The 12,807-nt window shown below is 69.9% G+C and carries 14 protein-coding genes and 1 pseudogene; 4 read left to right on the plus strand and 11 right to left on the minus strand.

Going from position 1 to position 12,807, the window contains the following annotated elements:
- Nucleotides 1–20: 20 nt before the first annotated feature.
- From JWS13_RS03440 to lpqS, 8 genes are all read right to left on the minus strand, one after another.
- Nucleotides 21–695 carry a DUF305 domain-containing protein gene (locus JWS13_RS03440; RefSeq protein WP_206004487.1) on the minus strand — a complete coding sequence of 225 codons (675 nt, stop codon included), beginning with the start codon at nt 693–695 and terminating at the stop codon, nt 21–23.
- A 94-nt stretch (nt 696–789) separates the two neighbouring features.
- Nucleotides 790–1,236 carry a DUF6153 family protein gene (locus JWS13_RS03445; protein ID WP_095866258.1) on the minus strand — a complete coding sequence of 149 codons (447 nt, stop codon included), beginning with the start codon at nt 1,234–1,236 and terminating at the stop codon, nt 790–792.
- A gap of 118 nt (nt 1,237–1,354) precedes the next feature.
- Nucleotides 1,355–3,211: a copper resistance CopC/CopD family protein gene (locus JWS13_RS03450; RefSeq protein ID WP_241032048.1), complete on the minus strand. Its 1,857-nt coding sequence runs from the start codon at nt 3,209–3,211 to the stop codon at nt 1,355–1,357.
- 85 nt (nt 3,212–3,296) lie between these two features.
- Nucleotides 3,297–4,118, minus strand: a complete 822-nt coding sequence (locus tag JWS13_RS03455; protein ID WP_206004489.1) for a F510_1955 family glycosylhydrolase — start codon at nt 4,116–4,118, stop codon at nt 3,297–3,299.
- Nucleotides 4,119–4,212: 94 nt separating this feature from the next.
- A complete protein-coding gene (locus tag JWS13_RS03460) occupies nt 4,213–5,754 on the minus strand; it encodes a multicopper oxidase family protein (protein ID WP_206004490.1) in 1,542 nt (513 codons plus the stop codon).
- Nucleotides 5,755–5,871: 117 nt separating this feature from the next.
- Complete coding sequence (locus tag JWS13_RS03465) at nt 5,872–7,161, minus strand: MFS transporter (RefSeq protein WP_206004491.1); 1,290 nt, start codon at nt 7,159–7,161, stop codon at nt 5,872–5,874.
- The gene (locus tag JWS13_RS03470; RefSeq protein WP_206004492.1) at nt 7,158–8,270 is read right to left on the minus strand and encodes a PLP-dependent cysteine synthase family protein; all 1,113 of its coding nucleotides are present in this window, start codon (nt 8,268–8,270) and stop codon (nt 7,158–7,160) included. Before JWS13_RS03470 ends, JWS13_RS03465 begins: the two co-directional genes overlap by 4 nt.
- 105 nt (nt 8,271–8,375) lie before the next feature.
- Entirely contained in the window at nt 8,376–8,768 is a 393-nt protein-coding gene (gene lpqS, locus JWS13_RS03475) for a putative copper homeostasis (lipo)protein LpqS (RefSeq protein ID WP_206004493.1), read from the minus strand.
- A 193-nt stretch (nt 8,769–8,961) separates the two neighbouring features.
- Between lpqS and JWS13_RS03480 the strand changes: the two are divergent.
- The 3 genes and pseudogenes from JWS13_RS03480 to JWS13_RS03490 form a co-directional block, all read left to right on the plus strand.
- Nucleotides 8,962–9,135 (plus strand): annotated as a pseudogene (locus tag JWS13_RS03480) (cytochrome c biogenesis protein CcdA); the annotation flags it as partial.
- A gap of 151 nt (nt 9,136–9,286) precedes the next feature.
- The gene (locus JWS13_RS03485) at nt 9,287–10,519 is read left to right on the plus strand and encodes a M23 family metallopeptidase (RefSeq protein WP_206004551.1); all 1,233 of its coding nucleotides are present in this window, start codon (nt 9,287–9,289) and stop codon (nt 10,517–10,519) included.
- Nucleotides 10,520–10,611: 92 nt separating this feature from the next.
- Nucleotides 10,612–11,052, plus strand: a complete 441-nt coding sequence (locus JWS13_RS03490) for an SRPBCC family protein (protein WP_206004494.1) — start codon at nt 10,612–10,614, stop codon at nt 11,050–11,052.
- A 29-nt stretch (nt 11,053–11,081) separates the two neighbouring features.
- Here JWS13_RS03490 and JWS13_RS03495 read toward each other — a convergent pair whose 3' ends face one another.
- Together JWS13_RS03495 and JWS13_RS03500 are read right to left on the minus strand one after the other, a co-directional pair.
- Nucleotides 11,082–11,618, minus strand: coding sequence for a DUF2269 domain-containing protein (locus JWS13_RS03495; RefSeq protein ID WP_241032049.1), 537 nt, complete (start codon nt 11,616–11,618; stop codon nt 11,082–11,084).
- On the minus strand, nt 11,615–11,878 hold the full coding sequence (locus tag JWS13_RS03500; protein WP_241032050.1) for a hypothetical protein: 264 nt from the start codon (nt 11,876–11,878) through the stop codon (nt 11,615–11,617). Before JWS13_RS03500 ends, JWS13_RS03495 begins: the two co-directional genes overlap by 4 nt.
- Before the next feature lie 98 nt (nt 11,879–11,976).
- On the opposite strand from JWS13_RS03500, the gene JWS13_RS03505 reads away from it, so the two are divergent.
- The gene (locus tag JWS13_RS03505; protein ID WP_206004495.1) at nt 11,977–12,546 is read left to right on the plus strand and encodes a TetR/AcrR family transcriptional regulator; all 570 of its coding nucleotides are present in this window, start codon (nt 11,977–11,979) and stop codon (nt 12,544–12,546) included.
- A 38-nt stretch (nt 12,547–12,584) separates the two neighbouring features.
- On the opposite strand, the gene JWS13_RS45365 is transcribed toward JWS13_RS03505, so the two are convergent.
- The gene (locus JWS13_RS45365) at nt 12,585–12,764 is read right to left on the minus strand and encodes a hypothetical protein (RefSeq protein ID WP_241032051.1); all 180 of its coding nucleotides are present in this window, start codon (nt 12,762–12,764) and stop codon (nt 12,585–12,587) included.
- Between the last annotated feature and the right edge of the window lie 43 nt (nt 12,765–12,807).

Here is a 12,807-nt window from a genome sequence, read left to right on the forward strand (position 1 = left end):
GCGGTCCCACCCTCGTGGGGTCAGCCCTGTTGCAGCTGCCCCTGCATGGTGGTGATTTCCGCTTGCTGGGCGCCGACGATGTCGGTGGCCAGTTGCTTGGCGCCGGCGTTTTCTCCGTCCGCCAGCTCGGTCTGAGCCATCTCGATGGCACCGGTGTGGTGTTCGATCATCATGTTCAGCCAGGCGGTGTCGAAGTCGGCGCCGCTCTTGCCGGCCAGATCGGTCATCTGCTCCGGTGTCATCATCCCGCTCATGCCACCGCCGTCGGCCGTGGCGTTCGTGCCGCCGTGGTTCATTCCGTTCATGCCGCTGCCGGCGTCCGTCGAGGGGACAGCCATGCCCCGCTGTGCGAGCAGCGCGGTCATCTGTTCCATTTCCGGGCCCTGGGCTGCGGCAATGTTTTTGGCGAGGTCGAGTACCTGGGGGTTGGTGGTGCGGCCCTCGACCATGTTCGCCATCTCGACGGCCTGCGCGTGGTGGGGGTACATCATCTGCAGGAACATCACGTCGGCGTTGTTGAAGGCGCTCGTCTCCGCCGCCGCCGCGGTGGTGGTGCCCGAGGGGTTGTTCGACATCTGACTCATGTCGTGGCCGCCGCCGCTGCTGTTGTCGCTACAGCCGGCGAGGACCAGCACTCCGGACACGGCCGCGGCCGACAGAACGAACTTGGCGCGGGTGGAACGCAAAGACCACATGGATAGGACTCCTTGAAAGGTCGGTATGTGAAAGGTGAAGCAGGCGTGCCCAAGACACGTCTGCGTAGGTGACCCACCTGAAGTGGGGCACCTGTCACACCCGCAACACCGACAACTGTGCGAGGGTCGGAGTGGTCCACGGCGGCGCTCGGCCGGCCCGAATGGGTAGCGGTGCCCGCAGACCGTGCACTGCGGCCTCGCCGGCGGCGGCAGTGGCGTACCACCGGGCGATGACCAACGCTGCGGCGATCGTCACCACGGCCATGCACAGATGCAGGCCCGTATGGTCGTCACAGTCCGTGCCCTCACATCCTGTCCCGGCCAGTGCGACGGGAAGATCACCGAGGGCCATCGGCTCCGCGGCCTCGTGGGAGTGGCCGTGCCCACCGGAATCGTGCGCCGATTCGGTGGCGTGCCCCCCGGTGTGGTCGAGGAGTGGGGAGGAATGCATGAGGAGGACACCGACCAGCACCGCCACGACAGCGGCCACCCGCAGCAGGTGCTGCATCGTCGGCGTCGCACCCAGCGCTTTCACAGCCATGATGTTACTGACCCGGCGCCGGTGAAAAGATCTGACGGGCCCTCTCGCGGGGACCGACACCTGCTTCATCTGCTCGCTCGGGCGGTAACCCGAGACAACGGGGCCGCCGCCTGGCCGCTCATCCACCGCCGCGCTCCGGGTAGAGGAATCTGCGGGTGACGAGATGTTTGGTGTCGGTGAGCGTTTCCTCACCGATGCGTCCGGCTTTGTCGAGGGTGAGCAGCACGTTCATTCCGGCGGCCGGGTAGCCGAGGGCCAGCCTGACGGCCCCGCCCTGGTGCGGCAGCCGGACGGCGATCGGGGCGGTGCGATCGGCGTACGGTTCCTGCGCCAGGAAGAAGTCGGCGGGCAGGTCGAGTCGCTGCGGCTCGGGCACCGGGCCGGTGGTGTCACTGGTGACGCTCTCGTAGACCGTCAGGTCCCCCGCGGCGCGGGTGGCGGCGACGGCGCGGGCGAGGTCGTCGCCCCCGGGCCGGGTGGGCCAGGGCACGAGCAGGCTGACCGTGCCGCCCTGCCAGCCCTGCGCCGTCGCGCCGAGGGTGAGCACGATGTCGCCGCCCCGCCAGGTGGCCGGTGCGACGAAGCAGCCCGGGCCGCATCCGAGCAAGGCGAGTGCGGCGCCGTCGGTTTCGGCGGTGTCGATCCGCCCGGTCAGGGTGAAGTCCTGCTCCGGTTCGGGGGCGTAGTAGTCGCCGCGCCGCGGGGTGGACAGCCGCACCACCAGTTGCCCGTCGCTGGCGGCGACGGAGACTCCGACCTGCCCGGCCAGCGCACCCAGGGGCAGGACCGGACCCACCGCCGGTGGGGGTCCTGGTTGCTGGGAGCTGTCGGCCGGGGTGGTGGAGACCAGGGCGGCGCTGACCGCCAGCACCACGATCAACACGATGCTCTCGGCCCGAATTTTCGGCCGAACCAGGGCAGTTCGCTTCAGGGTACGCAGCGACAGCCGCGCCGCCAGCGCCCACCCGGAGGCGGCGGCGACCAACACCAGCTTGACCACCAGCACCTGACCGTAGGTGGTGGTCAGCAGGGCGGAGACCGGGATCAGCAGCAGGGCGGATACGGTGCCGGTGGCGACGACGATCAGGAAGGTCCACACCGCGAGCCGGGTGTATCCCGACACCACCCACCGCACGGCGGGCTTCTCACCCCACCAGGCGAGCACGGCGCGGACCGTGTGCGCCAGGGCGCCGACCCAGATCGCGGCGGCCGTCAGGTGGATCGCGGTGACGGCGCCGCCCCACCCGGGTGCGGCGGCGTTGGCGTGCGAGCGCACCCCTTCCGCGGCCACGACCAGAACCAGTGCAGCGGCCGCCCACCCCCGGCGGCCGGCCGCTGCCACCGCGACGGCCAGGACCAATCCGGCGGCCTCCGTGAGCAATACGAGACCTGACCTTCCCTGCCACAGCACGCTCACCTCGCCCGCGGATGCGGCGAGTGCCGCGCCGAGACCGAGGACACCGACAAGGCCGACGAGAGCACCGGGCACCACCGGGGACCGCACCACCGGGAGCGCCGGATTCTCGGTCCGGGCCGTGGTGGTGACGCGTTCGGCGGCTAGACCGCCGAGCGCGATGGCGAGCCCGAGGAACAGCAGCCACCGCAGTACGGCGTCTGTCCAGGACGTCGACGGGCCCTCGGCCGCACTGCCGTCGCCGGTCAGGACGAGTCCGACGGCGAACCGGAAGTCCTGCTCGACGAGGTCTCCGTCGGCGCCGGTCACCTGCCAGCGCACGGTGTAGGTGCCTGGCGCCAAGGTGTCGGCCGGGCGGGCGGTGAGCACACGCCCGTCCCGGGCGGTTTCGATGGCGCCCATTGGCACTGCGCGGCCGGCGTTGTCGTGCACGGTGATCGCGGGCGCCGCGGGGGTGACCGGCTCGTTGAACATCAACGTGATCGCCTGCGGTGGGTCGGAGACCGCGGTGTCGGATCCGGGGTCGGTGATGAACAGCAGGGTGGGATGGGCACTGGTCACCCCCGCTCCGGCGCCCGCGAGCGCGGCCAAGACCAGCAGCAGGACGAGGCCCGGATCAGCGGGCGGGCGAGGTGGGGCATGTCGGTCAGTTCAGTGTGTAGAGCGCCAGGGAGGTCGCGGCGTAGGCGGTGTCGTAGTTGGCTGCGGTCAGTGCGTCGACGGTGCCGACTCGGGAGCGTTTCTGCCAGTCCTGCCCTTCGCGGCTGCGCCAGGCATACCCTTCCTGGTCGATGCCCCACAGCGCATCCCCGGCGCCGGCGATCGTCACCAGGCGTGGGGCACCCGGCACGGGCGTGAAGGTGCGGGCGGCGGTGGTGCTGTGTTCCAGACCCGCCGGGGTCACCGCCCACACCCCGCTGGCGTTGACCGCCAGTGCGGCGGCGACCAGAGACGCGCCCGGTGTCCAGGTGGTGCCGCTGTCGGTGGAGACGAGCAGTCCGTCCTTGCCGTCGAAACCGACGAGAAGACGTCCGTCCGTGCTCAGGGCATGGAAGTCGACCTGACCCGCCAGGGAGCGGTCCACCCAGCTGGTGCCGCCGTCGGTACTGCTGCGCAGCCCCAATGGGTTGGCCGCCGAACTGGACGCACCGGGGTGCCCGGAGGCGAAGACGGTGCCGGTGTTCGGTACGCCGGTCAGACCCATGAAGTCATCATCGGAGGCACCGACACGGGACGTCGTACCGGAGGTGTCGATGGCGAACAGCCCGGTGTGCGTGCCGGCCACCACGGTGCCGTCGGCACCTACGTGCAGTCCGTGCAGATGGGACAGTTCGGGACTCAACTCCACCGTCGGCACGGCGGCGTCGGGTGTGGTGGCCTCGTCGGTTTGCGAGGAGCAGCCGGCGAGGACGAGTAGGGCAGCGATCCCGGTGGGCAACAGGGTGCGGGCGATCCGATTGGCAGGCATGGGGTCTCGTTCTGTGCTCGACGGGATGGGAAGAGGGGAGGGGCCGCAGCGAAGGGCCCACCCGTGTAATGGGGCGATGGTGTTGCGGCCGAGGTTATTCGGTGTAGGACAGGGTGGTCATCATCCCGGCCTCACCGTGGTACAGGTTGTGGCAGTGCACCAGCCACTGGCCCGGGTTGTCCGCGTCGAGGTCCACCTCGACGGTCTGATTCGGCAGCACCAGCGTGGTGTCCTTGCGCGGGCCGGCGCCCTGGTCGTCGACGACCTGGAAGGTGTGCCCGTGCAGGTGCATGGGGTGAAACATCATGGTCTGGTTGACAAACCGCAACCGCACCCGCTGGCCCTGGGCGATCTCGAGCGGGGTGTGCTCGTCGTAGGTGGCGCCGTTGATCGTCCACCGGTACCCGGACATGTCCATCCCCAGCAGCAGGTCGTGCACCCGGTCGGGGTTACGTAGGTCGAGCCGGACCTCCTCGCGTGCGCGTAGCGCCAGGCCGGTGATCGGGGGTGCGTCGAGCTCGGCAGGCCGGATGGCCGGGTCGAGTCGTCCACCGGCTCCGGTGCGGATCACGGCGAACCCCTGGCCCTGCTTGCCCTCGGCGGACGCGACGAGGGGGAAGACGCCGTCGCCGAGTGTGACGATCGCATCGAAGCGTTCACCCATGCCGATCAGCAGCGAGGATCCGGTGACCGGCTGCACCGGGTATCCGTCGCTGTGGGTGACGGTCAGCTGATGCCCGCCGACGGCGAGGCGGAACGGGGTGTCCGCGCCGGCGTTGATGATCCGCAACCGCACGCGTTGACCGGGGCGGGCCCGCACCGTGAACGGGTCGGCGCCGAGGGTGCCGTTGATCAGGTAGTAGGGGTATTGCACGTCGCCGGTGTCGTCGCCGAGCGGGTTGGCTGGATCGGTCTGGGCCCCCATGTCCATGCCGTTCATGCCGCCGTGGTCCATTCCCATGCCGTTCATCGGCATGCCGCCCTGGCGCAGGGCATCGAGTTGCTGGTCCGGGGTGCGTCCGGTGACCCCGTCGAGCCAGTCGTCGAGGACCACAACGGTCTCGAGATCGTAATCGGCGCCGTCGGCGGGATCCTCGACGATGACCGGGGCGTAGAGGCCCCGGTCGAACTGCATCCCGACATGGGGATGGAGCCAGTGGGTGCCGGCGTCGGGGGCGAGGAATTCGTAGGTGAACGGGTTGTTGGGGGCGACGGCGGGCTGGGTCAGCCCGGGTACCCCGTCCATGTCGTTGCGCAGGGCGAGGCCGTGCCAGTGGATGGTGGATTCTGCCGGCAGGTCGTTGGTCAGTTCGGCGCGGAGCAGATCCCCGCGGCGCAGGCGGATTTCGCGTCCGGGAATCCGGTCGTTGTAGGCCCAGGTGTCGACCTGGACACCGCCCAGGTCGATCCGGGTCGGGCGAGCCCGCAGCGATGCCGTGACCGTGTTGCCGGTCCCGATGTTGGCTCGCCGAACCTGTTCGGCCGCCTGCACGGCCGTCGAGTCGGGGCCGATGGCGGTGGGTGCCGGCCCGGCGCCGCCGCCCCTGCTGCACCCGGCCACCGTCGCGGCCGCACCCAGGCCGGCCAGCACCAGAAAGTTCCGACGCGACAGGCCGCCGGGAAACTGCTCGATCATCCACACTCCTCTTCCAGCGCCGGTCCCCGGGGCCCGCCCGAGAACCTCACCCAATCTACGTAGTTACATAGTAGATGGGGTGGGTGGGGGTCTGACCGGCGCGTTGACTTCGGTGGCTTAGCTCGCGGCCGGTGCCTCGTCGGTCTCGGTCACCGCCGGTTCGGCCGGCGGCGGGGAGAGCCGGGCGGTCCGGTCGAGCAGGTACAGGGCGGTCACACAGACCGCCCCGACGAGGGTGAGCGCCACCCAGATCAGCGCCCCCAGATCCGCGTCGCGCAGGATTCCGAAGACGGCGCCGGTGCCCAGGTTGCCGAGCAGGATGCCGACCCCGACCACCGTGTTGTAGAAGCCGTAGTGGGTGGCGACGAGCCTGTCACCGGACAGGACGACGACGGTGTCCATCTCGAACGGGAACACCGCGGCGGTGCCGACCGCCAACAGCGCGGCGGTGAGGACCAGGGCGCCGGCGGCGGCCCATCCGCCCAGGGCGGCCGGGCTGGGCAGCATGATCAGCGGGAGAAAGGCCAGCGCCATGATCGCCATGCCGACGACCAGGCTCCGGCCTGAACCCCATCGGCGGGAGAACCAGGAGGTAATCCGCAGCTGCCCGGCGATCGCGACCACCCCGGACACCACGAACAGCGAGGTCACCAGGGCGGTGTCGGACCGGTCGTCCCCGACCACCACCGCCGCCTGCAGGGGCAGCGCCAGATAGATCTGGAACGAGAGCACGTAGGACCCGATCATCGCCAGTGCGAACAGCACGAAGGGGCGGTTGGCGACCACCACCCGCCAGTCCTCGAGGATCGACGTCCTGGCCCCGGTCGCCTCGGCCCGGTGGGCAGGCAGCGCCCAGATCTGCACGATGGTGAGCACGGCGAAGACCGCGGCCGCCGCCAGTGCGGTGACCCGGAAGTCGAGGGTGGTCAGGGCGAGCCCGACCAGGGGGCCCAGCAGGATCCCGGCCTGATAGAACACATTGAAGGTGGCGAACGCCTCGACCCGCCGGGGTCCCGCGTCGGCGGCCAGATAGGCCCGCACCGCCGGGTTGAACAGCGCCCCGGCGAACCCGGTGGCGACCGACGCGAGCAGGATCGCCGGCAGTGATTCCACGGCCGCGAGCAGGACGAAACCGGCGACCCGCAGCAGGCAGCCGGCGATGATGAGCGGTTTGTAGCCGAGGCGGTCGGCGAGGGTGCCGCCCAGCAGGAACATCCCCTGCTGGGAGAAGTTCCGCATGCCCAGCACCAGCCCGACCGCCCACGCCGCCAACCCAAGGGGGCCGGCCAGGTACCCGGCCAGATACGGCATCAGCATGTAGAAGCCGACGTTGATGGAGAACTGGTTGACCATCAGCACCTGGGCGGGTCGGTCGAAGCTGCGGAACTGGGTCAGAAGGTTCTTCATGAAACGCTTTCGGTGGGGTCGACCACGGTGGCGCACCGGGTCCAGGACGAGGCGACGTGGTCGGTCGGGTGGTCGATGGTCGCCGGCTCGGTGGGCGGGTTGGCGTCGAGCAGTCCGTGCTCGGCGCAGTAGTCGTCGTTGTAGATGGTGTCGAAGTAGCGCTGCGGGCCGTCGGGGAAGATGGCCGCGACCCGGGTCTCCGGCGGGCTGGTGCGGGCGATCCAGCCGGCCGTCAGGGCGACGGCGCCGACGCTCCAGCCGCCGCTGGCGTGGTGCGTGGCCGCCAGGGTCCGGCAGGACCAGACCGCTTCGTGGGGTGCCACCCAGTGCACTTCGTCGAAGGCGGGGTAGTCGATGTTGTCGGGGTAGATGCTCGAGCCCAGCCCGCGCATGAGCCGGGTGCCGGCGGGTTGCCCGAAGATGGTCGATCCGACGGTGTCGACGCCGACCAGTTTCAGGTCGGGGCAGAACTGGCGCAGCACCCGGGCGACGCCGGCGGAGTGCCCGCCGGTGCCCACCGAGCAGACCAGCGTGTCGACGCGGCCGAGCTGGGCGATCAGTTCGAGGGCGAGTGACTCGTACGCGTCGACGTTGTCCGGGTTGGTGTACTGATCCGGGCACCACGACCCCGGATGGGTGTCGAGGAGTTCGCGGACCTTCTCGCGCCGGGCCTGTTGCCAGCCGCCGGTGGGATGTGGTGTGGTGACCACTTCGACGTGGGCGCCGTAGGCGGCGAGCATGTTGTGCACGATCGGTTCCAGGCCGGGGTCGGTGACCAGGGTGACCGGGTGGTGATGGGTGATCCCGGCCAAGGCCAGACCCAACCCGAGGGTTCCGCTGGTGGATTCGATGATCATCGCCCCGGGGGCGAGGTCACCGCGGGCCTTCGCTTTCTCGACCATGTGCAGCGCGGGGCGGTCTTTCATCCCGCCGGGATTGCTGCCTTCGAGTTTCGCCCAGAAGCCGCGGCCGGAGTCGGCGAACGGTTCACCGATCCACAGGACGGGGGTGTTGCCGACCATGGTGCTCGGCTGCGGGCAGCGGTGGGCAGTGGTCAGCAGAGGGGCGGAGGACGGCGGAAGGAGCGTGGAGGGAACAGCACTGTTCATGGAGGTAATCCCTGTATCTGACTGCAACGACGGCAGTAAGTGAGTGATGGGCAGCATGAGCTGGGCCATGAGGGAAAAGTCCTCACATGGCCTGCGGGCTGCCGATCAGCACCTGTTGATACAGAGTTCGTTCAAGACGGTCCGGCCGTGCCGGATGGGAATGGGTAGATCCGGCGGGGCCCGCGGCGTGCGCGGCGCCGACATCAGTACCAGGACCACGGCCAGGGCCATCGCCATGACGGCGGCGACGGTCAGCGGGCGGAGCGGATTGTCGGAGCGGGGCATGGCGACGACGGTGTGCGCCTCGTGCGCCAGGTGGGTCGATCCGTCGTCGATGTGCGCGTGCCCGGGAGCGGATTCCTCGGCCGGCAGCGAGGTCGTGGACGAGGAGATGTGCATGTCCTCGCCCTGGTGATCGTGCGCCAGAAAGATGCCGCACTGGGCGATCGTGTGAGCGAGCAAATACAGGACAGCGGCGACCGCTATAACCGTCCGCATACGCGGGGGGCGTATCGCAAGGGCCGTCACAATTTCCCGACTGTAGCAGCCGGAACTTGGGCAGCAGTCCAGTTAGCGGGGGGCCACCCGGGCGTCCCGGCGGTGATAGTTGCTGGTCAACGCGGCCATCGGCAGACACCACATGTTTCCGGTCACCTCGAGCACGGCCAGGGCGATCGGGGCGGCGGTCACCGCGGCGGCCACGGTCCGCGGTGTCGGCTGGCTGCGGCGGCACTCGCGCACCCTCCAGATCGTCGGGGGCCTGACCCTCGTCGTGGTCGGGCTCGCCCTGCTCACCGGGGCGTGGGATGTGTTCGTCGCCTGGATCCGCGACGAATTCGTCACCGCCGTCGTCCTCCCCATCTGACTCGGTGGGAGCGGTGGGAAACAAGTGAATAGCGGCACAGAAGTGAAGGAAGTGTATTAGCGTTACGGCGTGTCGTCTTGACTTGTCGCGCCGGTCCGTTCAGTTGCCTCACCGCCGAACACGCGGCGTGACCGCTCAGAAGGGACCTGCGATGCGCGGCATCACCACAGCAACGCTGACCGCCTGCACGAGAAGACTGCCCACCCTGGCGCTGGGTGCCTCGACGGCGGCGGCCGTGATGGTCATCGCCGCCCCGCCCGCATCGGCCGCCCATCCCGGCCACGCGGATTCGCCGTCCGCGCTGGCCGCGGCGCTGGCCGACGCGGTCACCATAGTCGCCGATGCGGCACAACCGGACGTGGTGGTGGTCGATCCCAGCCGCTGGCAGACCGTCGCGAACATCGCGGCCGCCAGCCTGAGAAACGCCGAGGCCAACGGCTCGCTCGCCGACGCCTTCGAAGCCCAGCACCTGCTGGCCGGATGCCTGAGTGGAGTTGGAGCGACCGGGTCCGCCGCCGCCGATGTGCTCGGCGCCTGCGCCGACGAGCTCGGCGCCGTCGACGGCGGTATCGCCCCCAGACTGCTCGCAGCACTCGAACTGGGCGATGTCTCCGAGTCCAGCGGCCCCGGCATCTTCGACCACCCCACCGACCCGGCCGAGACCGCTGCGTCACCGGAATCGGAGGTCGTCGAGGCCACCGCCCCGAACCCGGACGAGGACGACACCACCGCCGACACCGGTTCCGGAACCGGCGACGCCGGGGGCACCACCGATCCGCAGGGCGGGCACACCGACCACCCCGCCGGCGCCCAAAGCCCCTCACCCGAGGCGGACACCGACACCGCACCCTCGGACGGCACCCACGCCCACACCTCCGACGGCACCGGCACCGGCACCGATACCGCGGACGCCGCGACCGGTGAGCACGAGACCGGGGACGCCGCGACCGCGGCCCCGCAGCAGCCGCGCACCTGGAATCGCCCCGGCACCAAGGAATTCGTGGCCCCCAGCGCGGGCACCGTCACCGCCACCATGGGGGACGGGCGCGGCCACGAAGGCATCGACATCGCCAACACCCTCGGCGCGCCGATCGTCGCCGTCGCCGACGGCGAGGTCATCGACGCCGGCCCCGCCCAAGGTTTCGGGCTGTGGGTCCGGATCCGGCACGACGACGGCACCATCACCACCTACGGGCACAACAACGACAACCTGGTCGAGGTGGGGCAGCGGGTCAAGGCCGGACAGCAGATCGCCACCGTCGGCAACCGCGGCCAGTCGACCGGCCCGCACCTGCACTTCGAAATCGAAGATCCGGACGGGGAAATCGTGGACCCCGTCAAGTGGCTGGCCAAGCGCGGCGCCTCCATCGTCGGTCTCGACTGAGCGGCCTGCTCTTTCTCCGCCACCGGAGACAAACAATCGGCAACCGCGGCCCTGCGTGACGCGACAGCGGTGGAAAGGGATGGTGGTCGGTGATGATCGACGTCGAGGGCAGCATCGTCATCGACCGCCCCATCGGGGAAGTCTTCGACTTCGTCGCCGACCAGACCAACGCACCCCGCTGGCAGAACGGACTCGAGCAGGTCCGCAGGGTCACCGACGGTCCGCCCGGGGTGGGCACCAAACATGTTGTCGTCCGCAAGTTTCTGGGCCGGCGGCTGGAACTGATCAACGAGTACGCCCACTTCGAGCCGAACGCGGAGATCACGTTCACCGGTGCGTCCGGACCGAGCCGCTTCGAGGTGTCCTACCGTACCGAGGAGACCGCCGAGGGAACCCGGCTGAGCTGCCACATGCGGATGGAGCAGAAGGGACTGTTCGCCCTCGCTGACCGGGTGGTCGCCGCAAGCCTGCGCAGAGACTTCGCCGCCAACCTCCGAAACCTCAAGGCATTACTCGAAACCCGCGCAGAGTAACCGCCCCCGGTCTCGAGCAGGGCGCGACTTTATGTCGACGTACTGGCCGCCGCCCGGTTCCGCAGCGCTCTCCGGTGCCCGTATGCGGTCACCCCGCGCGGCTTGTACACCGCCAGCACCAGCGCGGCGAGCACCACGACCAGGGCGGCGGTGGCATGCACCAGATGGGTCGGGTCCCGCAGCAGATCCCGGTCGGCCTGCGACCAGCTCGGCTGCGCCGCGACGGTCGCGGCGTACTCGATCGAGCGGGTGTAGAGCACCAGGACCACGGTGGCGGCCAGGTTCAGCAGCAGCTTGAACAGCACCCAGTAATGGCGCAGCAAGCCCCACGCCGTGCCGAGCGAGCAGATCAACCCGGTGACCAGCGAGGCCAGCGCCAACGGCAGCAGCACCGCGTCGGCGAGCATCGCCATCACCTGATAGCCCCCGCGCACCTGGTCCGGATCGGAGCTGATCAGCGTGGCCGCGGCCACCACCAGGTACGTGACGATGGCACCGAGCCAGCCCGCCGAGGCCCCGATGTGCACGGTCCGCGCGAGCGTGCGCACCGTCGGCGACATCGTCACAGTGCGATCGGCCCGGTCAGCGCCTCCGGCAGGGTGCGGCCGGCGTCGAAGCCGGTCGCCGGGTGCACCACGGTGGCGGGGGCGGACATGTGCCGGCCCGGACCGTGGTTGCCGCTACCGAACAGCATCACGGCGAGGAGCAGCACGAGCAGGAGGCCGACGACGACGCCGACCACCTTCACCCAGCGCGGCGTCCGGTGCTCAGGGCTGCCGCCGGCTCCGCGGGGCGGTGGCGGCGGGGTGGGAGTGGGATCGGTCATCGGCGGTAGCTCCCTCATACACAAGACAACTTTTGTGATACACACTGTCACATACCAAGGCATCTTGTCGATAGTGCGGCGTTGCGTATACTTCGGGGGTGCCGAAGCTGTGGAACGAGACGATCGAATCGCATCGCCGGGCGGTGCGGGAGGCGACCATGGACGCCGCCGCGGAGGTGGTGGCCGAGTCCGGGCTCGCGGCGGTGACCATGTCGAAGATCGCCGAGCGCACCGGGATCGGGCGGGCCACGCTGTACAAGTACTTCCCCGACGTCGACGCCATCCTCACCGCCTGGCACGAGCGCCAGATCGCCGGCCACCTGCACCATCTCGCCGAGGTCCGCGACCACACCGCCGACCCCGGCGCCCGCCTGGCGGCGGTGCTCGAGGCGTATGCGCAGATCCTCGCGCATCATCACACCGGTGCGATCGCGGCCGGGCTGCACCGCGGCGACCACGTGGCGCGCGCACAGCAACACCTGCACGAGTTCGTCCGCGACCTGCTCACCGCCGCCGCGGAGACGGGCGAGGTCCGCGACGACGCCAGCGCCGATGAGCTGACCCGATACGTGCTGCACGCGGTCTCGGCGGCCGAAGGGCTCGACTCACCCGCCGCCGTGCACCGGCTCGTGGCGATCATCCTCGCCGGACTGCGGCCCCAGCGCTGACCGCGACCTCCGCACCCACCGCCGGTGGGGCGCGGGTCTCACGGCCGCGCGGCGTGCGCGAGAAACAGCGGAATCGCCACGAAACCCCGGTCCCCCTGCCCGCGGCGCGTCTGGTCACCGATCCACTCCCCGGCTTCCTCGGACGTGATCGCGCCGACGGCAGCTGCGGCGTGGGCGATGCCGGTGAGCATCGGCAGCAGGGTGCCGTCGGTGAACACCCCGGTGTGGACTTCGATGTGCGGATTCGCGAATCCGGTGTCG

Origin of the sequence: Rhodococcus pseudokoreensis, from assembly GCF_017068395.1 — a bacterium.
Taxonomy (GTDB): Bacteria; Actinomycetota; Actinomycetes; order Mycobacteriales; family Mycobacteriaceae; genus Rhodococcus_F; species Rhodococcus_F pseudokoreensis.